The sequence below is a fragment of the Marinomonas fungiae genome (assembly GCF_001418205.1).
In the GTDB taxonomy this organism is placed as follows: Bacteria; Pseudomonadota; Gammaproteobacteria; order Pseudomonadales; family Marinomonadaceae; genus Marinomonas; species Marinomonas fungiae.
Genome location: NZ_LIQF01000004.1, coordinates 105,633 through 128,719, shown reverse-complemented (window position 1 = coordinate 128,719; position 23,087 = coordinate 105,633). Strand labels below are relative to the sequence as shown.

The window sequence follows — 23,087 nt, the reverse complement described above, 5'->3', positions numbered from 1 at the left end:
ATACGACATCCTCTATAACAAAAAGGGATGTCGTATTGCTTCAAAATATATGCATTATTCGCACAAACAGCATTAAATCTTTCTTCGTTCACGTTTAGAATTAGACACTATGACCTCAAACTTTTGGGGACGTTATTAAACGTGGGATGAGCGCAAAGCTCTAAGGCTGACCATGAAGATCATAATTATTGGCGCAGGCCAAGTGGGTGCAACGCTAGCGGAAAACCTAGCGAACGAAGACAATGACATTACCGTCATCGATACCGACATGACACGTCTGCGCGAGTTGCAGGATCGCCTAGATATTCAAACGGTACATGGCAGTGGCTCCCACCCAGACGTGTTGGACCAAGCAGGCTGTAATGATGCCGACATGCTAATCGCTGTCAGCAACCAAGATGAAACCAACATGATCGCCTGCCAAGTGGCTTACACCTTATTTAAGACGCCCACTAAAATCGGCCGTATTCGCTCCAATGCCTACTCCAAATACCCTAAGATTTTTGCCGACACAGCCTTACCGATGGATGTACGTATCAGTCCGGAGAAAGAGGTCACCAAACATTTAAGCCGTTTAATTCGTTACCCAGGTGCACTGCAGGTAATGGAATTTGCCGAGGGCAAAGTACAGCTAGTGGTCGTGAAAGCAGAAAAGGGCGGCCCACTGATCGATCGTCCAATCAGCTATCTACGGGAACACATGCCGTCGATCCAAACCCGTATTGCGGCGATCTATCGTAACGGTCAATCAATAAAGCCTGACGGTAACACCTGTATTCATGCCAACGATGAAGTGTTCTTCCTGACCGCCCAGCGTGATGTAATGGACGTGATGAGTGAGCTACGCCCGTTAGATACACCATACCGTCGTATCATTATTGCTGGTGGCGGTAACATCGGTGAGCGCTTGGCCCAGAGCCTAGAGAAAGAGTATCGCGTGAAGATTATCGAACGTGACCCCGAACGCTGCCGTTACCTATCGGAAACCTTAAACAACACCATCGTCTTAAATGGTGACGCGTCGAAGCAGGAACTTTTGCTGGAAGAGAACATCGAATCGACCGATGTATTCTGCGCCATCACCAACAACGACGAAGCCAATATCATGTCATCTATGCTAGCTAAGGTATTGGGCGTACGCACAGTGATGACCATTATCAACAACCCTGCCTACGTCGACATCGTACAGGAAGGTATGATCGACATTGCCGTTTCGCCGCAACACACCACTATCAGTTCCTTGCTAACCTATATTCGTCGTGGTGATGTGGTCAATGTACACTCCATGCGCAAAGGAGCAGCAGAGGCGCTAGAAGCGGTGGCTCACGGTGATTACCGTTCCTCCAAAGTAGTCGGTCGTTCAATCGCGAATATTAATTTACCGGAAGGTGCCACGATTGGTGCAGTTGTACGAGGGGATGAGGTGATTCTGGCCACCGGCGAGGTCGTGATTCAAGCAGAGGATCACGTGATTATTTTCGTCTCTAATAAGAAGCAAATACCCGCTGTAGAGCAGCTGTTCCAAGTTGGCTTAAGCTTCTTCTAACACTAAACAGACTTTCATTTAATAACGTCCCATGCTTCGGCTGGGACATTTTTTTCATAAGGCCAGTGCATGCATATTCAGATAATCCTGCGCGTTATCGGTTTGCTTATCATGATCTTCAGCTTAACGCTGTTGCCGCCGATCATTGTTTCTTTGATCTATCAGGACGGGGCGTTACAGGCGTTCCTCTCAGCCTTGCTGATCAACTTGGTGAGTGGATTAGTGATATGGTTTCCGTTCCGCAAGCATCGTGGCGATTTGAGAATCCGGGATGGTTTCTTGGTCACCGTCTTGTTCTGGTCAACACTGGGGCTATTCGGTTCGGTGCCATTTTTTCTTGCCACCGATCCACACTTGAGTTTTACAGACTCTTTATTTGAATCTCTTTCTGGACTAACGACCACTGGGGCAACCATCCTCACGGCCATTGATGATTTGCCTCAGTCGATTTTATTTTATCGCCAATGGTTACAATGGTTAGGCGGCATGGGGATCATCGTTTTAGCCGTAGCGATCATGCCGATGCTGGGCGTTGGGGGGATGCAGTTGTACCGTGCCGAAACCCCTGGCCCAGTAAAAGATTCTAAGTTAACTCCGCGTATTGCTGAGACCGCCAAAGCGCTTTGGTACATTTATGCCACCCTCACGGTGGTTTGCACATTAGGATTCTGGGCAGCAGGCATGAGCTTCTTTGATGCCTTATGTCACAGTTTCTCTACCGTGGCCATCGGTGGTTTCTCTACTCATGATGCCAGCATTGGTTACTTCAACAGTGTCACCATTGAAATCATCTGTACGATCTTTATGGTGATCTCGGCGTTGAACTTTGGCCTACATTTCTATGCTTGGCGTACGCGCAGTGTTTGGCATTACTTCAAAGATCCAGAAGCACGTTTCTTCTTTTTCCTGTTAGGCAGTGCCATTTCACTGTCAACCTTGGTACTGATTCTAACCTCCACCTTCGATTGGCAAACGTCGCTGCGCTACGCCATTTTTGAGAGTGTGTCGATTGCGACCACAGCTGGCTTCAGCACCTCTGACTTCTCGGTCTGGCCGCACTTTCTGCCATTCCTTTTGATTGTGACTTCCTTCGCCGGTGGCTGTGCCAGCTCGACTGGTGGTGGTATGAAGGTAATTCGTATCCTATTAATCCTGAAACAGGGCTTTCGTGAGATTCAACGTCTGGTACACCCCAACGCAGTGATTCCCGTTAAGGTTGGAGGAAAAGCGATTCAAGAGCGAGTGGTGTCTGCCGTTTGGGGCTTCTTCTCAGCTTACTTGTTGGTGTACGTGATCCTAATGATTGGTTTGATGGCCACCGGCATTGACCAAGTGACGGCTTGGTCAGCAGTAGCTGCAACGCTAAACAACTTAGGGCCAGGTCTAGGAGAAGTAGCAGCAAACTTCGCCTCGATTAATGACCCATCAAAATGGATGCTGTGTTTTGCCATGTTGCTTGGGCGTTTAGAAGTCTTCACCTTGTTGGTATTATTCACTCCAATGTTCTGGCAGAAGTAAGGAAAGACTCAATGACACCGGCTACGCAAACGCTCAAAAAACGCAAGATTGCTTTCACTCAGCATGAATACGATCACGATCCAAACTGTCAGAACTTTGGTCAGGAAGCTGCCGAAAAGCTTGGTCTTGCACCGGAAGAAGTCTTTAAGACTTTATTGGTTACAGATGATAAAGACGTATTCGTTGCGATTGTGCCAGTAACAGGCAAGCTCAATTTAAAGCGTACTGCGGCCGCACTGAAAGTGAAAAAGCTACGTATGACAGAGCCCAAAGACGCGGAGCGTTTAACGGGATATATCGTTGGCGGCATCAGCCCTGTGGGGCAGAAAAAAGCCTTAGTGACGGTGATTGATAGCAGTGCCGAATCACTGGCTAAGATCTATGTCAGCGGCGGTAAACGCGGCTTTGATATCGGACTGGCGCCACAGGATTTGGCCGCCGTCTGTCGGCAAACCGTGTTTTCAGATATTGCCGAGCAATAACGAAAAAGGGGCTAACTGAATGTCGCCCCTTTTTCTATTTCGTGTGCCTAGCTAGAACAAGGATTAGATATGGTCATGTTCTTTATAAGGATTTAACGCCCCATGGGGTTGTACTTTAAAACGTTTATATTCCCACTGGTATTGGCCCGGTGCGCGTTGTACGAGTTGCTCAATCGAAGCATTTAGGCCGGTGAGGGATGTCTCTGGATCTTCCTCGTAGAAGCGCTGGTCCACTTCAAAGGCAGTCACTTCAAAACCTTTCTTAGTTTGAATACAGCCCACCACAAACGCCTTCGCACCCGTTTTCAGAGCCAACTGACTGGCTAAGGTCATGGTATACGCTTGGTGACCAAAGAAGGGGGCAAACTCACCACTGCCTTGCTGCGGCACCTGATCTGGCAACATACCCACCACACCGTCAGCATTTAACGCTTTAACGATTTGCATAACGCCTCGACGATTGGTCGGTACCAGCTCACCACCAGCACGGTTGCGAGCTTCCAAAATAAACGCATCCAGACTTTCATCTTTATTAGGACGATACATGGCTGTCATTGGGCGAATCGAGCTGACAAAAACATTGACGGCTTCCCAGTTGCCAATATGCGGTGCTAAAACAATGACACCACCTTTGCCTTGTACCGCTTCTCTTAACGCTTGTGCGCCTTCACCTTCGTAACACAGATCAAGAATGAACTTCACATCACGAGTCCATAGATGACCCATTTCCGCAAAGGTTTGCCCCATGTGCTGCAGGCGGCTATTACGCAAGCGAACACGCTGTTCTTTATCTAAGTGCGGTAGACAAAGCTCTAGGTTACGATCGATAGCACGGCGTGTGCGACGATCAAAACGCAGTCCCAATAACCCAGCAAAGCGCCCCATAGAGCGAACGAATGGGAACGGCAATTTCCCCATGGTCTTAATAAACTTCGTCATTGGCGAGGTGGAAACTTGATCGGACATAACACCTACTTAATTGGTTCACACAAGATCATTGGCTGTAAAAATGCAGGGGCAAAGTCGCGTATTGTTTCACGTGAAAACTCACCCAAGCCAACCTGAAACCATTATACTACCACTTAATGCAGTTCATTTATCTGAGGTAGACACTTTTATGGCGAATAACAAGCCCGTTATCATTCTCGATCGTGATGGCGTCATCAACCAAGATTCCGACGCCTACGTAAAATCCGTTGATGAATGGATCCCGCTGCCGGGCAGCATTAAAGCCATGGCCGCGCTGAGCAAAGCAGGCTTTCAGATATTTATTGCGACCAACCAATCGGGGATCGCGCGCGGCTATTACGACGAGGCGACTCTGCATGCCATGCACGATAAGATGCAAAGCTTACTGACGGCAGAGGGCGGTCACATTGAAGGGATTGAATACTGCCCACACGGCCCTGATGATGCTTGTAACTGCCGTAAACCAAAGAGCGGTATGATCGAAGCCATTGAAGCAAAACTGGGCGTCGACTTCACTCAAGCCCCAGCCATTATGGTGGGAGATTCGCTACGTGATCTACAAGCAGGCCATGCTCGTGGCTGCGCACCGGTATTGGTGTTAACGGGGAAAGGCCGTGATACTCAGTACAAGGAAATCGATTTCTACTTTGATGTCTACACCGACCTAGCTGCCTTTGCCATCGCTACGCTACACAAATATCAGTAAGCCCACACTCACTTTGCTGCACAGCTCGTGCAGCAAAGTAGTAGCTTTACGCTGAAGCTTGTTGCTGATCCAGAATCTCAAGCAAGTTATCTTCTAACCAACCGACCAAATCAATTACCCGCTGACCAAACTCTAGGCCCAATGGCGTCAACTCGTATTCCACATGAGGCGGCACCACAGGATAGACAATCCGTTTTATAAAACCATCGCCTTCTAATTGCTGTAGCGTTTGTGCCAGCATCTTTTCACTGACACCTTTAATGGTACGGCGCAGTTCACTAAAACGTTTTGGTGTACCACCACGCAATGCGACAAACACCAGCATGCCCCAACGGCCCGTCACATGTCGTAATATTTCCCGTGAAGGGCATTTATCGGAAAACACATCACCACGATCAAATTTAGCCTCAATGTGGTTACTGATACTTAAATCCGTTTTTTTCATACTTACCTTTTTGTACGTACTTACTAAAAGTTAGCTAATAGTCTAGCCTATATCTCATTCACTAACCATCCCGATAGGAGAACAGTATGATTTTAGTAACAGGTGCATCAGGTCAATTAGGTCATCTAGTGATTTCAAGCTTATTAGCAAAAGGCGTAGCCGCAAGTGAGATCGTTGCCGCAGTGCGCAGTCCAGAAAAAGCCAGCGTACTAACAGCGCAAGGTGTCGTGGTTCGTAAAGCGGATTACACAGATCTAGCCTCTCTTAAAGCTGCCATGACAGGTGTAAAACGTGTTGTTTTAGTGTCTTCAAGCGAAGTGGGCCAACGTGCCGTACAACACCAAAACGTGATTGACGCCGCCAAAGAAGCAGGTGTTGAGCTGATTGCTTACACCAGCATTCTTCACGCCGACACATCGCCATTAGCCCTAGCAGAAGAGCACGTTGCAACCGAAACGGCACTGAAAGCTTCTGGCGTACCACACGTACTGCTACGTAATGGCTGGTACTCAGAAAACTACACCATGAGTGCTGGTATGGCCGTGGAGCATGGTGCGGTGTTGGGTAGCGCAGGAGTGGGTAAATACTCGACTGCCGCTCGTGCAGACTACGCCGAAGCCGCTGCCGTAGCGATTACATCAGAAAATCAAGCGGGCAAAGTTTACGAGCTAGCAGGGGATGAAGCTTTTACCTTGGCGCAATACGCGTCTTACATTGCTGATATCAGTGGTAAAGCAGTGGTTTACCAAGACCTACCAGAAGCAGAATACGCCAAAGTATTGGTACAAGTGGGCTTGCCAGAAGGCTTTGCCAACATCTTAGCGGATTCTGATGTCGGCGCATCAAAAGGCGGTTTATTCGATGACAGCAAAACTCTGTCTAAGCTAATTGGTCGTCCAACAACGCCCATTCAAGACAGCATCAAAGTGGCTCTGTCTTAATGGGATTCGTATCGAGTAAAGCGGCTACGCTTTAACATCGATCAAAACAGGCTTGGCATTCTTATACATTTTATTGATAATGATTTTCATTAAATGAAATACGATGAGATAACCAAGCCTTTTTTATGTCTGCGACCATGCTGAGTGATACCGCTTGCAACAAAAATGTGCAAGAAATAATGCAAGCACTTACTAACCTAACAAGCACTATGGTGTCGGGCTTTACCCAAGTGGAGCAGATCGAAGAGAGCGCTTGCATTGATGCTGAGCGACCGCAGCAAGGTATTGCTCAGCTAGTGTACGCCATTGAACAAGGCGCACCCGAAGCAGGTATGCCTTTTTGGCGATTACGTACCTGGGGTATGCTGATCTGGCAACCAGTATCACTGACGCTACTCAGTGCCTACCACTTAAACATCAGTCTCGATTCGCTCGACCGCATCGCCTTACAGCAACAACACAACTACGCCATTGGCTTTCAACTCCCAAAAGACGGAGCATTTTCACACCATACAAGTACTGATAAGGCCATTCAGACAGTTGCACCGATCCTAAAACAGCTCTGTGAACGCTATGCGAAAGTACTGAACGAACAAACTCAGGCACGCCTGCCACTACTGATGGCGGTACTAGCCGACACTCTTTTTGTTACCTTAGAGCGTCTGGCCTATCAGGAGATAGTCACGCTATCTGTACCTAATAAAGCCGAGTGGGTCTATCAACAAGGTCAAAAATGGTGTCAGTTGATGGGGCTTAACGTGCCTAAAACGGCCGAACGCTTAAGATCTGTCACAATCAATGGGGAGCGCTTTCAGCGTAAAACCTGCTGTTTGATTTACCGTTGCCATGGCAAGAGCGAATGCAGCAATTGCCCACATTTGCTCGCAAAACAAAAGCGATCAAACTTAGCAGGCGCTTGCGACAGCCAATAAAAAAGCCAGTGTCGATGACACTGGCTTTTTAAAGGGTTTCGCCAACAGGATGTTTACACGTCCAAGTTGGCAACCGATAGGGCGTTATCTTGGATAAAGTTACGACGTGGTTCTACTTCGTCGCCCATCAGGGTTGTAAACATCTGATCCGCGGCCACCGCGTCATCGATGGTCACACGCAACATGCGACGTGCATCTGGGTCCATAGTGGTTTCCCAAAGCTGCTCAGGGTTCATCTCGCCCAGACCTTTGTATCGCTGGATGGTTAGGCCGCGAGACGCTTCCTTCATCAACCACGCTTTCATACCTTCAATGGTGGTCACAGGTTCGCTTCGTTCACCACGTTGAATGAAAGAGCCTTCCTCAAACAATTCGTCGATGGTTTGCGCCATCGCCACAATGCGTTTGTAATCCGCAGAGGTGAAGAATGCCGATTCAAAGCGGTAACGAGTGCTGACACCGTGAGACATGATATCTACCACAGGTAGGAATTGGTTACGCTCAGAGTCTTTCTCAACGCCAAAGTCGAAACGGAAACCGGTACGAACGTCCACTGGCATCTGCGCACTGAGCGCATCAACCCATGACGTTACTGTCGCTTCATCAGAAAGCTGTTCAACAGTGAGCTCTTTGCAGTACAAAAGCTTATTCATAACATCTTTCGGGTACACACGAGACATACGCTCAATGTCTTCTTCGATGCGAATGTAATCACGTACCAGCTTCGATAGGCCTTCGCCTTGGATGCCTGGCGCATCTGCATGGACAAAGAATTGTGCGCCATCCAAAGCAACTTCGATCAAATGCTGCTCCAATGCGGCTTCGTCTTTAATGTACTGCTCTTGCTTACCACGTTTGATCTTAAACAGCGGTGGCTGCGCAATAAAGATGTGGCCACGTTCGATGATTTCCGGCATTTGACGGAAGAAGAAAGTCAGCAACAGCGTGCGGATGTGCGAACCGTCGACGTCGGCATCGGTCATGATAACGATGCTGTGGTAACGCAGTTTGTCGGCGTTAAATTCGTCACGGCCGATACCACAACCTAGGGCTGTAATGAGAGTGCCGACTTCTGCTGAAGCCAGCATCTTATCGAAACGGGCTTTTTCTACGTTTAGAATCTTACCTTTTAGCGGTAGGATCGCTTGCGTACGGCGGTCACGACCTTGTTTCGCTGAACCACCTGCAGAGTCACCCTCCACTAGGTAGATTTCAGAAAGCGCAGGATCTTTCTCCTGACAGTCGGCCAATTTACCTGGCAGACCGGCGATGTCTAGCGCACCTTTACGGCGCGTCATATCACGGGCACGGCGCGCGGCTTCACGAGCACGGGCGGCGTCTAGCATCTTGTTAACGATGGTTTTCGCTTCGTTTGGTTTTTCCAATAGGAACTCAGCAAAGCGCTTACTCATCTCTTGCTCAACCGCGGTTTTTACTTCCGACGACACTAGCTTGTCTTTGGTCTGAGAAGAGAACTTAGGATCCGGTACTTTAACCGAAACAATCGCCGTTAAACCTTCTCGACAGTCATCACCAGTAGTCGCGACTTTTTGTTTCTTCGCCAACCCTTCCGCTTCGATGAAGTTGTTCAAGGTACGTGTCAAGGCACCACGGAAACCGGCTAAGTGGGTACCGCCATCACGTTGTGGAATGTTGTTAGTGTAACAGTAGATATTTTCTTGGAAGCCTTCGTTCCACTGTAGTGCTACTTCCACCGCGATACCGTCTTCTAGGTCGTCACGCTGACACATAAAGTGAAAGATTTCGTTGATGGGCTGTTTGTTGGTGTTCAAGTGTTCAACGAATGACTTCAAACCACCTTCGTAGTTAAAGAATTCTTCTTTACCTGTACGCTCGTCTTTTAGATGAATCGCCACACCAGAGTTAAGGAAGGACAGTTCACGTAGACGTTTGGCTAGAATGTCGTAGACAAATAGGATATTTGAGAACGTCTCGGCCGACGGCTTAAAGTGTACCGTCGTGCCTTTGCCATCTGAGTCGCCCACCACGGCAAGAGGAGCTTGCGGTACGCCATGTGCGTAGTTCTGCTCGTACACTTTACCGTTTTTGCGAATCGTCAGAGTGACGGTTTCAGATAGAGCGTTTACAACCGATACACCTACACCGTGCAGACCACCGGAAACCTTGTAGGAATTGTCGTCAAACTTACCGCCCGCGTGCAGTACCGTCATGATAACTTCGGCTGCAGACACGCCTTCTTCAGGGTGAATTTCAACAGGAATACCACGGCCATTGTCCGATACCGAAATCGACTCGTCTGGGTGGATAATGACTTTGATGGTGTCACAGTAACCCGCCAGCGCTTCGTCGATGGAGTTATCCACCACCTCAAACACCATGTGGTGTAGGCCGGTACCATCGTCCGTATCACCGATGTACATGCCAGGGCGCTTACGTACAGCGTCTAGCCCCTTAAGCACCTTGATACTGGACGAATCGTAACTATTTTCACTCATTTAACTCTCCTGTGCGTTTCGGGACAATTCGCCTTGTCTCATGGAGAAGTGACGAACATCTATCTGATCAGACCAAGTAAAATCCATACTATCTGGCCCAACGCTAGTAATAAAAATTTGGCTATCCAATGATTCCAGCAGCTGACACAGTTTACGGCGATGGTTAGCATCTAATTCAGCGGGCAAATCGTCCACTAAGAACACTAACTGCCGACCTCGCTCGATCAGTAATTGCCCTTGGGCAATTTTTAGTGCTGAAACCACCAGCTTTTGTTGACCACGGGACAAGGTATCTAAAGCATCACCAGTGAGCGTTTTCACGCGCAAATCGGCTCGCTGAGGCCCTGTATTGGTGTAGCCAACATCTATGTCTCGTTGATAACTGTGCTCAATGGCCTCGCTTAGCGTGCGCTGGGCATCCCAGCCTTGGAAGAACCCAAGTTGTACATTAAGGTTTGGCGCAAGCTGCTGTAGCACGGCTTCAAAATGGGGCGTTAACGCTGCCACATAGGCTTTTCGAGCCTGATTGACTTGTTCACCTAAGCGGATCAACTCCTGATCAAACGCCGCCAGTAAATTGGGCGCTATTTTACCACGTCTGAGCAAGCTATTCCGCTGTTTTAATGCTTTTTGCCAGCCACGCCAGCCATTAATAAATTGCTCATCAAAATGAAACACACCCCAATCGACAAATTGGCGGCGGATCTTAGGCGAGCCTTCCAATAAGCGAAACGCATCGGGATTAATCAGCTGCACCGGCAAGCATTCTGCCAGCTCAATCGCAGACTGAGCCGCACGACCTTGGATACGGACTTCCACCGCACCATCGCGGGTACGCTTAATGCCCACCGGTAAATGTTGAGACCCTTGTTCTACCTGCGCAAACACCACGCATTCAGGCTGTTCGTATTGGATATAGGTTTTGTGTTTGTGGCTGCGAAAAGAGCGGCCAAACGATAGCAAATAGATGGCTTCCAACACCGAGGTTTTGCCGCTGCCGTTTTCGCCAACAATGATGTTGACCTGCGGCGAGGGTTCAAAACGGATATGGGTGAGGTTGCGCAGACGGGATATGTCGAGGCGAGCCAGTGGCATAAATAGGCTTATGAAAACAAGAGGGCGCTGACGCACCCTCTTAGCTTCAATTACAGACGCATTGGCATCACAACGTACTGAGACGCGTGACCTTGGCCTTCTTCGATCAAGGCACTGCTGTTGGAGTCGTTCAAAGAAATACGAACTTCTTGTGAATCAATCACGCCTAGCACATCCAGTAGGTAGCCAACGTTAAAGCCAACTTCTAGATTGCTGCCTTGGTATTGTACCAAAACCGATTCTTCGGCTTCTTCTTGCTCTGGGTTGTTGGCAAACACTTGCAACATACCGTTTGAAAGAATTAAGCGTACACCACGGTATTTCTCGTTCGATAGGATTGACGCACGTAGGAATACTTGGCGTAGCTCTAAACGATCCGCTGCAACCACTTTTTCGTTATTACGCGGAATTACGCGGTGATAATCTGGGAACTTGCCGTCAACAAGCTTAGAAGTGAAAGTATAGTCAGCCACTTTGGCACGGATATGATTCGAGCCAATGGTCAGTTCTACTTCTTCATCTGAGTCATTCAATAGACGGTTCAGCTCCAACACACCTTTACGCGGAACAATCACTTGTGTCAGATCGCCCTTCACTTGAGCATCTTCGATCGCCGTTGCCAGACGGTGACCATCGGTTGCCACCACGCGCAATTGGCCATCAGCCACTTCGAACAACATACCATTTAAGTAATAACGAACGTCTTGGTTGGCCATGGCAAAACCAGTGCGGTCAATCAGCTTACGCACACTGCTTTGGGCAATATTGACCACCAAATCGCCTTGCATGTCTTGGATGTTCGGAAACTCTTCCGCAGGCAAAGTTGACAGGCTGAAGCGTGAACGGCCAGAGCGAATCACCGCTTTTTGCTCATCGACAGTGAACTCAATCACAGCGCTATCTGGCAAACTTTTACAAATATCCATCAACTTACGAGCAGGAACCGTGATGCGACCTTCTTGGCATTCATCAAGTGGCGCGCGGCCAACCAGCTCCACCTCGAGGTCTGAACCAGTCAACGTCAGAGTTTGGTCTTTTACTTCTACCAAAACATTGGCCAATACTGGCATCGTTTGTTTACGCTCGACGACACCCGCGACCAATTGTAGCGGTTTAAGTAGCGTTTCGCGGACGACTGAAAATTTCATTCTTTTCCTCGTTTATTCAATGTCTTAGACCAATTAGGTGGTCAGAATGCGCATCAATTGTTTGTAGTCTTCACGGATATCCGAATCCGTATCCTGCAATTCTTTAATCTTACGAATCGCGTGTAATGCCGTCGTGTGGTCACGACCACCGAAGGCGTCACCAATTTCTGGCAAGCTATGGTTGGTCAGCTCTTTCGCCAACGACATGGCCACTTGGCGAGGTCGCGCTACCGAGCGGCTGCGACGTTTCGACAGCAGATCGCTGATCTTAATCTTGTAATACTCAGCGACAATGCGCTGGATATTATCAATGTTCACCAACTTATCCTGCAAGGCCAATAAGTCTTTTAACGACTCACGCACGAAATCTGGCGTAATCGAACGGCCAGTAAAATGCGAGTTGGCAATCACGCGTTTTAACGCACCTTCTAACTCACGTACGTTGGAGCGAATTTTCTGTGCGATAAAGAATGCCGAATCATAAGATAATTTAACACCGCTTTCTTCTGCTTTACGCATCAAAATGGCAACACGCGTTTCTAGCTCAGGCGGCTCGATCGCAACGGTTAAACCCCAACCAAAACGGGACTTTAAGCGATCTTCCAGACCTTGGATCTCTTTGGGATAGCGATCACAGGTCAAAATCATCTGCTGACCGCCTTCCAACAAAGCGTTAAAGGTGTGGAAAAACTCTTCCTGAGTACGGTCTTTACCCGCAAAAAACTGAATATCGTCAATCAACAAGGCATCCACCGAACGGTAGTAACGCTTAAAGTCGTTGATCGCGTTCAGTTGCAACGCCTTCACCATATCCGCCACAAAGCGTTCCGAATGCAGATACACCACTTTGGCATTCGGGTTGTGACGCATCAGCTCGGTACCGACCGCTTGCATTAAGTGGGTCTTACCTAGACCGACACCGCCGTAAATAAACAGCGGGTTGTAAGCACCACCAGGATTTTCTGCGACTTGTTGAGCGGCAGCGTGGGCTAATTGGTTCGACTTACCTTCGACGAAGTTTTCGAAGGTAAACGAGTTATTCAAATTAGCGCCGTGGTTGATACCCCCTTCAACTTCCACTTTACGATTCGGTGGAGTAAGCGGTAGCTGACCTTGTTCATACGGCTCTGGGCGTACGTAGTGATCACCCAGACTTAATGGCGCTTCGAATTCAATTTCCGGACCGTCTCTATCATCTTCCATCAAGCTAAAGCCTGGGCTGTAATTTGACTCAAACGGCATTTCCGAAGCCGGAACCATGCGAGGCGACGGCTCTGGCGCTTTAGGTACTGACACTGGAGCAGATGGTGGTGACGTAGGTTTGCCAAAACCGGCCTGACGTACCGATAACACTAAATTTGGTGCCGGCTCATTTCCCGCAAACTCAGACAGCAACTCTTTAATACGCGCTTGGTATTTATTTGTGACCCAATCGAGCACAAAACGGTTTGGAGCATACAGGCACAGATCGCCATTGGATTCCTCCTCCGCCTGTAGCGGACGAATCCAAGTATTGAATTGCGATGTGGAAAACTCTTCCTGCAAGGTAACAAGACAGCGCTCCCAATACTGCAAAGACACGATAAACGCTCTCCCTGATTGAGTTTTTAAATTCGTTAAATTTTAAGCAAGAGGGGGATTTTAGCGTGAGGGTGGGCAGTTATCCACAAAAAATTATGTTATCCACCCGAAATTATTAAATTTTAAAAATGTTAATAACAAGATAAGTTACACACAGCAGTGCATGAAATTATCTCTATGTGCATAAAGCAACAACTTACACACATATTAACAGTATCTTTGAAATATTTTTACCCACAACCATTTTCAACCACAACCCCCTGTTAATAAAACATATTTTTAACTTTACACGGCTTGCTGTTGATAAAATACTTTAGGGATTTAAAATTTTATTCACATCAACGGTATAAGGCTGTGAGTAAATACTGAGTGAATTCATTGGTTAAATTTTTCACAGAAAAGCGTCTTAGCCTGATTGAATTGTTCCGACAAACACTCTAAAATCCGCGCCCTGATTTTGTAATCAAACCAAGAGGCTTGGCGGACGCTAACCCTCACACTCAGACACTGATTCAGTGAGATATAGAAATGAAAAGAACTTTCCAACCTAGCGTACTAAAACGTAAGCGTACACACGGTTTCCGTGCACGCATGGCAACTAAAAACGGTCGTAAAGTATTGGCGGCTCGCCGTGCTCGCGGTCGTAAGGTTCTAAGCGCGTAATCTTTGATGTCACGCTTTACTTTTCCCCGGCAGGTCAGACTTCTGAATGCCGGGGATTACCAATCCGTCTTTAACGACACCTCCTCTAAAGTCTTCGCAGGCGAATTTCTTCTACTAGCGCGCAAACACACCAAAGATGGTCGTTTGGGTTTAATAGTGTCGAAAAAAACCGATAAGAGAGCCGTCGGACGTAATCGCATCAAACGTGTGGTACGTGATTCGTTTCGCCATCATCAAGAGCTATTAAATGGTCTTGATATCATTTTCCTTGCACGTCAAGGAATTCGCGAAGTCGACAACCCTGAACTGCATAAACGCTTAGAAAAAGCGTGGAAACAGTTAGCTAAGAAAGCCCAAAAGCCAAATTCTGAGCAAAAACAACGCAACTCAAAGCAGAAATAGGCTGAAAATTCAGCTAAAGACTGGTTTAATACGGCGTGATTTTTAAAAGGGTGTTTTCACCTCCATTGTCCAACCAAACAAACTAGTTGAATACCATGGATTTCAGACGTTACTTTTTATGGGGAGCGCTGTTTGTCAGTGGCTACCTGCTGTTCCTGCAGTGGAACCAAGACTACGGCACTGCTGCAACGGCTCAAACTGCAGGCACTTCAAGCGGCACAGTTGCCGCAGCCAATGCAGATTCCGATCTTCCAAGCACTAGCAATACCACTCTGGTGGCGAGCAACGCCGATATTCCAGATCAAGCAACGCCTGTTGCAAAGGGTCAGCTGATTCACGTTAAGACGGATACGCTTGATGTGGCCATCAACCCAATGGGTGGTGACTTAGTCGAAGCTTCTCTATTGCAATATTACAAAACTCTTGAAGGCAAAGAGCCGTTCGTGATTTTGGATAATGGGGATGAGCGTGTTTATGTGACGCAAAGTGGTCTGATCGGTCGTGACGGCCCGGATGCTAGCGGCCAGCGCCCAACCTACCGCACAGAGCAGACGTCTTACACCATGGCAGACGGTCAAGATACACTGGAAGTGAATCTTTACTTTACCGATGCCAAAGGTATCAGCTACACCAAGACTTTTGTTTTCACCAGAGGTGAATACCAAATTCGTCAATTGATCACAGTAAACAACACCAGCGCTGACACTTGGCGTGGTAATTTGTTTGCGCAGATCAAACGTGACAGTTCTGAAGACCCTAGTACCGCTACTAATATGGGCTTACAGCCTTACCTAGGTGGCGCGGTGTCGGATGAAAACAACAAATACCGCAAGGTGTCTTTCAAAGATATGGCTGAAGAGCCATTGAAAGAAACCACCAGTAAAGGTTGGGTAGCGTTGCTACAACACTACTTCGTTTCCGCTTGGATCCCAGAACAAGGCCAAAAAGTAACGTTACAAGCGCGTTCTAACAACGGCTTCAACCTGATTGGCTTTACCGGTCAAGCCGTCGAGATCCCAGCAGGTCAGCAAGGCACGTTGAGCTCAACCTTCTACGTGGGTCCGAAACTGCAAGATCAACTTGAAGCTACGGCTGAGAACCTAGACCTAACCGTAGACTACGGTTGGTTATGGTGGCTAGCGAAACCGCTATTCTGGTTGCTAACAGCGATTCAATCGTTTGTTGTGAACTGGGGTGTGGCGATCATTCTAATCGTAGTCTGTGTGAAGGCATTGTTCTTCAAACTGTCAGCAGCAAGTTACCGCTCTATGGCGAAAATGCGTAAGTTCGCACCAGAACTAGCACGCCTACGTGAACAGCATGGTGACGATCGTCAGGCGATGTCACAGAAGATGATGGAGCTGTACAAGAAAGAGAAGATCAACCCATTGGGTGGCTGTCTTCCAATCTTGGTACAAATGCCAGTATTCCTATCACTATACTGGGTATTGATGGAATCGGTTGAACTACGTCATGCGCCATTTATGCTATGGATCCATGACCTTTCAGCGATGGACCCTTACTTCGTACTGCCGATCCTAATGGGTCTGAGTATGCTAGGTCAGCAAGCGTTGAACCCAACTCCGCCAGACCCAATGCAAGCCCGCATCATGAAGATTATGCCAATCGCATTTACCTTCTTCTTCTTGTGGTTCCCTGCAGGTCTAGTACTGTACTGGGTAGTCAACAACACGTTGTCAATCATTCAGCAGTACGTGATTACGAAGAACATCGAAAAAGGTCAGGGCTAAGCATTCTAGCCGGCTAAATGTTCGAAAAAGGCTTCCTTCGGGAGGCCTTTTTGCTATGAACGTCTTACACTAAGCTTTTAATTTTATTCGATTGCACAGGTCGTTATGTCAGATTTCCAACAGCTCATAGACCAAGATACCATCGTTGCTCAAGCGACTGCGCCAGGTCGCGGCGGGGTGGGCATTGTGCGCTTATCCGGCGCTAACAGTCTTGAAATTGCCAAAGCCTTCATAGGTTTTGAACCCACGCCACGTTACGCCCATTACGTGCCATTCAAAGACGCCGAGGGCGAGCAGTTAGACATGGGCATCGCACTGTACTTCCCAGGCCCAAACTCCTTTACCGGAGAAGACGTGTTCGAACTACAGGGCCATGGTGGGCCTGTGATCATCGATATGCTGCTAAGCCGCTGTACAGCGCTTGGCGCTCGTCTAGCCCGCCCTGGTGAGTTCTCAGAGCGCGCTTTTTTAAACGATAAGATGGATCTGACACAGGCTGAAGCGATTGCTGATTTAATTGATTCTTCTTCGGAACAAGCGGCCAAGTGCGCTCTGCGCTCCTTGCAAGGAGCATTCTCAAAACGAGTCGATGAGCTAGTAGAATCTTTAATCCACTTGCGTATTTATGTGGAAGCCGCGATCGATTTTCCCGAAGAAGAAATCGACTTTATTGGCGATGGCAAAGTGGCTGCAGACTTAGAAGAAATCCGCAATAAACTGCAGGCAGTGATGAAAGAAGCCAGCCAAGGCGCTTTGTTACGAGAAGGCATGAGTGTGGTGATTGCAGGGCGTCCTAACGCTGGCAAATCGAGCCTCTTAAATGCTTTGTCAGGAAAAGATTCTGCGATTGTGACGTCTATTGAAGGCACTACCCGTGATGTGCTGCGTGAGCACATTCACATCGATGGTATGCCACTGCACATCATTGATACCGCAGGCTTGCGCGATAGCCCCGATGAGGTGGAGCGCATTGGTATCCAGCGCGCTTGGGAAGAGATTCATAAGGCAGATCGCATCTTACTGATGGTCGATAGTCAATCCGTCCATTCCAACGATCCTCATGAGATTTGGCCCGAGTTTATGAGCCAATTAACCGCCCAAGATCACTTAACTTTAGTACGCAATAAAGTGGATTTAACTAAAGAAAGCACTGGCTACGAAGAAGTAAACGGCCTACCAGTGATTTCTCTGTCGGCAAAAACCAACGATGGGGTTGAAACACTTAAAACGCATTTGAAGAGTGTTATGGGTTTTGATAGCACCACCGAAGGGGGCTTTATTGCCCGCCGCCGCCACATTGAGGCGCTGCAAAAAGCCAACCGTTTTTTAGATGCCGGCTTTGAACAGCTACATGGCTATGGGGCAGGAGAACTGCTCGCAGAAGATTTAAAAGAAGCGCAAGAGGCATTAAGCGAAATCACTGGCGCCTTCACCAGTGACGACCTATTAGGTCGCATTTTCGGCTCCTTCTGTATCGGTAAATAAGCAAAAACGCCCACTAAGGTGGGCGTTTTATTATCTGTCGAGAAGCTTACATCTTCACCACAACACGTCCCCGAACACTGCCATAAATCAGTTTTTCAGCGTACTCAAGGCTCTCTGCTAAGCTAATGGTCGTACTGATTTTGCTTAAATCGTCTGCCGATAATAATTCCGCTAAACGTTGCCACGCCATTTCACGATCCGCCAGCGGACGCATCACACTGTCGATCCCATAGAGCGTCACACCACGTAAGATGAAAGGCATAACGGTGCCTGGGAAATCCATCCCTTGTGCCAAACCACAGCTTGTCACAGCACCACCATAACGGGTACTCGCACACGCATTCACCAAGGTATGGCTGCCTACACAATCAACCACGCCCGCCCAACGTTCTTTTTGTAAAGGTTTGCCCGAGCCACTAAGCTCAGCGCGATCAATGATGGTGCTCGCGCCTAAAGATTTTAGGTAATCACTTTCTTCAGGGCGTCCAGTACTGACCACCACATCAAAACCAAGGGTACTCAACAAGCGTACAGCGTAGCTACCCACGCCACCATTGGCTCCTGTGACTAAGATCGGACCATGGGCAGGGGTTAAACCATGCTTCTCCAGCGCCAGCACACTGAGCATTGCAGTGTAACCGGCGGTGCCAATAGCCATGGCTTGCTCAGGGGTAAAGGCACTAGGCAAGGCAATCAGCCAATCACTGTTTAAGTTCGCCCGCTCAGATAAACCACCCCAGTGTGTTTCTCCCACACCAAAGCCGTTTAGAAGCACTTGATCACCGACTTGAAAGCGATCGCTGCTGGACGATAGCACCTTACCGACCAAATCAATACCTGGCACCATGGGGAATCGGCGTACCACAGGAGATTTACCGGTTATTGCTAGCGCATCTTTGTAATTTAGCGTACTGGCTTGGACGGCAATTTGCACATCACCTTCAGGTAAATCCTGTTCTGATACAATGCCTAAGCTGGCACGGTAACCTTGTTCATCGTTATTAATCACTACAGCGTTAAACATACTATTCTCCTAAAACGAACAAGTGTCTAAACATAAACACAAAATTAACGAGGCAGCCCCGCTAAGTAGAATTTCTCAAATTGCACCAGTGGGCTGCTTGATTGCATCAAACGAGCACGAGCCACAGCGCCTTCCCAACCGACCCAAAACATGTGCGCCAGAGCTTCCACGTCAGCATCAGGACTCAACAGACCTTGCTGCTGAGCCAGCATCAAACATTGAGCCAATTTGTTTTGCCAACTTTGATAGGTTGCTAATACCGCTTGGCGTAAGGATTCAGGCAAAGCGGTCGCTTCCTGTTCCAAATTGCCTACTAAACAGCCGCGCTTAAACGCATATTTCTCCATACCAGATTTGGCTGATTCTACAAAGTTACGTAAACGCGTTAACGGTGGTAGCTGTTCGTCGAGCAAGTAACGGTCAAGCTTCTTTTCAAAGTAGTCGCGATAACGCTGCAACACCGCTAAAGCAAACGCCTCTTTACTATCAAAATAGTGGTAGAAGGAGCCTTTCGGTACCTGGGCAGAACGTAACATCGGCTCTAGCCCCGTACCCTGAAAACCTGATTGTGTCAGCCAAACGACACCCGCCTGTAATAAAGCCTCACGTGTATCGCTATAGCTCAAATCGTTTTGTTTAGGTCGCCCTCGACGAGGTTGTACTGCATTCATTGACTTACCCTCTTTTAGACCGCTCGTCTAAAAATAGATAGTTGTACACAAAAGTGCAAGTAATCAAGCCATTAATCTATCCACATAATCGAGATAAAGCTGGTTTCTTGCTTTATTCACAATGTGGGCAGTGCATTAGATCAGGCTGTCAAGAAATTTTATTCACAATTTTTTTGATTAAAAAGCGAGAACATGAAAAAAATCCAACTTTTTATCTGTGGATTAAATTTTGGATTTTTACCTGTATGAATAACCAAAAAAAGATAAAAATATCAACATAATCATATAGTTATGCATAGGTAAAATTTAAAAAATCGCTGTTGATAACATCGGTAATAAGTGCATAAGAAGTTTTGCACAGGTTGGGACAGTTTTAAGTCAAAAAATAGAGACTGTATAACTAACACTTTTATTCACAGGATTAGGTTATCCACATCACAGGAATATAGGGGGGTACTTAACAAGTTCTTATGTGTATAAATCAATGATGTATAATGATTTTTTAAAGTTAACCACAGAAAATGGCTTGGTATATAAATAACTTAAACATAAAAAAAACACTATATATCATTCTTATATTATTTTTGATGACCGGGTTAATGGGGTGGAACGTCTCTTTCAATTTGAAATTTACCCGATATACTTAGCGCCCTTGTTAAATCAACTGTTCGTTTTTTATTCATTACCGAGGTTTGTGTGGATTTCCCAACTCGCTTTGATGTGATTGTAGTCGGCGGCGGCCATGCTGGTACCGAAGCCGCTCTTGCTGCAGCACGTATGGGTGTAAAAACCCTTCTTCTTACTCACAATATTGAAACGCTGGGGCAAATGTCTTGTAACCCTGCGATCGGTGGTATTGGGAAGTCCCACCTAGTTAAAGAAATTGATGCTTTAGACGGAGCCATGGCATTGGCAACGGATATGGCAGGTATTCAATTTCGTACGCTAAACAGCCGTAAAGGACCAGCGGTTCGTGCAACCCGTGCACAAGCTGACCGTATTTTATATAAAGCTGCTATTCGCCATATGTTGGAGAACCAAGAAAACCTTTGGTTATTCCAGCAATCTTGTGAAGACCTGATTGTCGAAGAGGGCGCTGCTCGTGGCGTCGTGACTCAAAGTGGTATCCGCTTTTTAGGTAAAACCGTAGTCTTGACGACCGGCACTTTCCTAGGCGGCATTATCCATGTTGGCATGCAGAATTATTCGGGTGGACGTGCCGGTGATCCTGCATCGATTGGCTTGGCACAGAAATTACGTGCGTTACCATTCCGTATTGACCGATTAAAGACCGGAACCCCACCGCGTATCGATGCCCGCACTGTCGACTTTTCGGTGATGCAAACCCAACCTGGTGATGATGTAACGCCGGTGATGTCTTACATGGGCAGCCGGGCACTGCATCCACAGCAGATTAACTGCTTTATTACGCATACAAACGAGCAAACTCACGACATTATTCGTGCCGGGATGGATCGCTCACCTATGTATGCTGGTGTGATTGAAGGGATTGGTCCTCGTTACTGTCCATCGATCGAAGATAAGATCGTACGTTTCGCTGATAAAAACTCGCATCAGGTGTTTATTGAGCCAGAAGGCTTGACCACCCATGAGCTTTATCCGAATGGTATTTCGACTTCCTTGCCGTTTGATGTGCAGTTAGATTTGATTCGTTCCATGAAAGGACTGGAAAACGCCCACATTACACGCCCGGGTTATGCTATTGAGTACGACTACTTCAACCCTCAAGATCTGAAGTACTCACTTGAAACCAAGCATATGGAAAGCCTGTTCTTTGCCGGTCAAATTAACGGTACGACGGGTTATGAAGAGGCGGGGGCGCAAGGTTTGTTGGCCGGAATGAACGCCGCATTGCAAGCCCAAGGCAAAGACGCTTGGACTCCGCGTCGTGACGAAGCGTATCTTGGTGTACTGGTAGATGATCTAATCTCCATGGGCACCAAAGAGCCGTACCGAATGTTTACCAGCCGTGCGGAATACCGCTTAATTCTGCGTGAAGACAACGCCGATATGCGTTTAACTGAAAAAGCCCATGAAGTGGGCTTGGTATCGGAGCAGCGTTGGGCAGCATTCTGCGAGAAACGCGAGGCCATCGAAAAAGAAACGCAACGCATGAAATCTTCTTGGATTGTGCCAAATACGCCTGAGGCGGAAGCGATCAATCCTAAATTGGAAACGCCAATTAGCCACGAGTACAGCTTGCTGGATTTATTGAAACGTCCCAATGTGGAATACGCCGACGTCGCAAACTTGAAAAATGCCCCAGAACAGCCTGTACCTGAGCAAGTTGCAGAGCAGGTGCAAATTTCAGTGAAGTATGCAGGTTATATTTCTCGTCAAGCGGAAGATATTGAGCGTCTACGCCGCCAGGAAAATACGCCGTTGCCAGCAAACATTGATTACTCGGTGATTGACGGCTTGTCGAATGAAGTAAAACAAAAGTTGACGGAAGCGCGCCCAGCGACCTTAGCGGCAGCCTCTCGTATTCAAGGTGTTACGCCAGCCGCCGTATCTTTACTGTTGGTTCACTTGAAAAAACGTGCCATGAGCAGCAAAAGTGCCTAGAATCAGCATCCATTAGTATGCATTTCTAGGAATCATTGTGAGTTATTTTGATACCCTCAAACGAGGTGCCGACGATATGGGCATCTCGCTTTCTGATGAGACGGTTGAGCGTCTTGTTCAATATCTAGGTTTACTGGAAAAATGGAACAAGGCGTACAACCTGACCGCCATTCGCGATGCGGACAAAATGGTGTCTTTACACCTACTGGACAGCCTTGCGACCCTTCCTTTCATTACTGGTAAGAAAGTTATTGATGTGGGCACAGGCCCAGGTCTACCTGGCATGGTGCTCGCGATCTGTTTGCCAGAGCATGACTTTACCTTGCTGGATAGCAATGGCAAAAAGACACGTTTTTTGACTCAAGTAAAAATGGAAATGGGCTTGAAAAACGTAACTGTGGCGAATGAGCGTGTTGAAAATCATGCCCATCAAGGCGTTTACGACCACGTCACATCCCGTGCCTTTGCTTCTCTTGAAGACATGATTAATTGGTGCTTACCATTACCGTCGGCAAGTGGTAATTTCTTAGCCATGAAAGGTGTGTATCCTCATGATGAGTTGGCACAACTACCAGACACAGTAACGGTACAAGAGATTCAACCATTGACTGTACCCACCATTGATGCAGAACGTCATATGGTGATCATGACCCGCAAAGGATAGT

Annotated in this window: 20 protein-coding genes; 12 read left to right on the top strand and 8 right to left on the bottom strand. The window is 47.6% G+C overall.

The window, feature by feature from the left end; translation table 11 throughout:
- The first annotated feature begins 172 nt into the window (after positions 1-172).
- The 3 genes from trkA (at position 173) to ybaK (ending at position 3,546) form a co-directional block, all read left to right on the top strand.
- Complete coding sequence (gene trkA / locus ASC49_RS07605) at positions 173-1,546, top strand: Trk system potassium transporter TrkA (RefSeq protein ID WP_055462645.1); 1,374 nt, start codon at positions 173-175, stop codon at positions 1,544-1,546.
- A 69-nt stretch (positions 1,547-1,615) separates the two neighbouring features.
- A complete protein-coding gene (locus ASC49_RS07600; protein WP_055462644.1) occupies positions 1,616-3,064 on the top strand; it encodes a TrkH family potassium uptake protein in 1,449 nt (482 codons plus the stop codon).
- An 11-nt stretch (positions 3,065-3,075) separates the two neighbouring features.
- The gene (ybaK, locus tag ASC49_RS07595; protein WP_055462643.1) at positions 3,076-3,546 is read left to right on the top strand and encodes a Cys-tRNA(Pro) deacylase; all 471 of its coding nucleotides are present in this window, start codon (positions 3,076-3,078) and stop codon (positions 3,544-3,546) included.
- Between the two features lie 63 nt (positions 3,547-3,609).
- On the opposite strand, the gene ASC49_RS07590 is transcribed toward ybaK, so the two are convergent.
- Positions 3,610-4,512, bottom strand: coding sequence for a lysophospholipid acyltransferase family protein (locus ASC49_RS07590; RefSeq protein WP_055462642.1), 903 nt, complete (start codon positions 4,510-4,512; stop codon positions 3,610-3,612).
- 151 nt (positions 4,513-4,663) lie between these two features.
- Between ASC49_RS07590 and gmhB the strand changes: the two genes are divergently transcribed.
- The gene (gene gmhB / locus ASC49_RS07585) at positions 4,664-5,221 is read left to right on the top strand and encodes a D-glycero-beta-D-manno-heptose 1,7-bisphosphate 7-phosphatase (RefSeq protein ID WP_055462857.1); all 558 of its coding nucleotides are present in this window, start codon (positions 4,664-4,666) and stop codon (positions 5,219-5,221) included.
- Between the two features lie 46 nt (positions 5,222-5,267).
- Here gmhB and ASC49_RS07580 read toward each other — a convergent pair whose 3' ends face one another.
- Complete coding sequence (locus tag ASC49_RS07580) at positions 5,268-5,666, bottom strand: winged helix-turn-helix transcriptional regulator (RefSeq protein WP_055462641.1); 399 nt, start codon at positions 5,664-5,666, stop codon at positions 5,268-5,270.
- A gap of 86 nt (positions 5,667-5,752) precedes the next feature.
- Here ASC49_RS07580 and ASC49_RS07575 point away from each other — a divergent pair, with 86 nt between their 5' ends.
- Both ASC49_RS07575 and ASC49_RS07570 read left to right on the top strand, forming a co-directional pair.
- Entirely contained in the window at positions 5,753-6,607 is an 855-nt protein-coding gene (locus ASC49_RS07575; protein ID WP_055462640.1) for an SDR family oxidoreductase, read from the top strand.
- 125 nt (positions 6,608-6,732) lie between these two features.
- On the top strand, positions 6,733-7,539 hold the full coding sequence (locus ASC49_RS07570) for a (2Fe-2S)-binding protein (protein ID WP_055462639.1): 807 nt from the start codon (positions 6,733-6,735) through the stop codon (positions 7,537-7,539).
- Positions 7,540-7,592: 53 nt separating this feature from the next.
- On the opposite strand, the gene gyrB is transcribed toward ASC49_RS07570, so the two are convergent.
- From gyrB to dnaA, 4 genes are read right to left on the bottom strand one after another with little or no spacing between them, the layout of a single operon-like run.
- Entirely contained in the window at positions 7,593-10,016 is a 2,424-nt protein-coding gene (gene gyrB, locus ASC49_RS07565; protein WP_055462638.1) for a DNA topoisomerase (ATP-hydrolyzing) subunit B, read from the bottom strand.
- Positions 10,017-11,111: a DNA replication/repair protein RecF gene (gene recF, locus ASC49_RS07560; RefSeq protein WP_055462637.1), complete on the bottom strand. Its 1,095-nt coding sequence runs from the start codon at positions 11,109-11,111 to the stop codon at positions 10,017-10,019. It lies immediately after the preceding gene.
- Between the two features lie 50 nt (positions 11,112-11,161).
- Entirely contained in the window at positions 11,162-12,259 is a 1,098-nt protein-coding gene (gene dnaN, locus ASC49_RS07555) for a DNA polymerase III subunit beta (RefSeq protein WP_055462636.1), read from the bottom strand.
- Positions 12,260-12,292: 33 nt separating this feature from the next.
- On the bottom strand, positions 12,293-13,840 hold the full coding sequence (gene dnaA, locus ASC49_RS07550; protein ID WP_055462635.1) for a chromosomal replication initiator protein DnaA: 1,548 nt from the start codon (positions 13,838-13,840) through the stop codon (positions 12,293-12,295).
- A gap of 528 nt (positions 13,841-14,368) precedes the next feature.
- On the opposite strand from dnaA, the gene rpmH reads away from it, so the two are divergent.
- The 4 genes from rpmH (at position 14,369) to mnmE (ending at position 18,141) form a co-directional block, all read left to right on the top strand.
- A complete protein-coding gene (gene rpmH / locus ASC49_RS19590; RefSeq protein WP_072242069.1) occupies positions 14,369-14,503 on the top strand; it encodes a 50S ribosomal protein L34 in 135 nt (44 codons plus the stop codon).
- A 6-nt stretch (positions 14,504-14,509) separates the two neighbouring features.
- Entirely contained in the window at positions 14,510-14,905 is a 396-nt protein-coding gene (gene rnpA, locus ASC49_RS07545) for a ribonuclease P protein component (RefSeq protein ID WP_055462634.1), read from the top strand.
- Between the two features lie 95 nt (positions 14,906-15,000).
- Positions 15,001-16,656 (top strand): membrane protein insertase YidC, encoded by a 1,656-nt coding sequence (gene yidC / locus ASC49_RS07540; protein ID WP_055462633.1) that lies wholly within the window; start codon positions 15,001-15,003, stop codon positions 16,654-16,656.
- 105 nt (positions 16,657-16,761) lie between these two features.
- Positions 16,762-18,141 (top strand): tRNA uridine-5-carboxymethylaminomethyl(34) synthesis GTPase MnmE, encoded by a 1,380-nt coding sequence (gene mnmE / locus ASC49_RS07535; protein ID WP_055462632.1) that lies wholly within the window; start codon positions 16,762-16,764, stop codon positions 18,139-18,141.
- A gap of 46 nt (positions 18,142-18,187) precedes the next feature.
- On the opposite strand, the gene acuI is transcribed toward mnmE, so the two are convergent.
- Together acuI and acuR are read right to left on the bottom strand one after the other, a co-directional pair.
- Complete coding sequence (gene acuI, locus ASC49_RS07530; protein ID WP_055462631.1) at positions 18,188-19,165, bottom strand: acrylyl-CoA reductase (NADPH); 978 nt, start codon at positions 19,163-19,165, stop codon at positions 18,188-18,190.
- 44 nt (positions 19,166-19,209) lie between these two features.
- Complete coding sequence (acuR, locus tag ASC49_RS07525; protein ID WP_055462630.1) at positions 19,210-19,836, bottom strand: acrylate utilization transcriptional regulator AcuR; 627 nt, start codon at positions 19,834-19,836, stop codon at positions 19,210-19,212.
- A 696-nt stretch (positions 19,837-20,532) separates the two neighbouring features.
- Here acuR and mnmG point away from each other — a divergent pair.
- Positions 20,533-22,422, top strand: coding sequence for a tRNA uridine-5-carboxymethylaminomethyl(34) synthesis enzyme MnmG (mnmG, locus tag ASC49_RS07520; protein ID WP_055462629.1), 1,890 nt, complete (start codon positions 20,533-20,535; stop codon positions 22,420-22,422).
- Between the two features lie 37 nt (positions 22,423-22,459).
- Positions 22,460-23,086, top strand: coding sequence for a 16S rRNA (guanine(527)-N(7))-methyltransferase RsmG (gene rsmG, locus ASC49_RS07515; protein WP_055462628.1), 627 nt, complete (start codon positions 22,460-22,462; stop codon positions 23,084-23,086).
- Position 23,087: the final 1 nt, after the last annotated feature.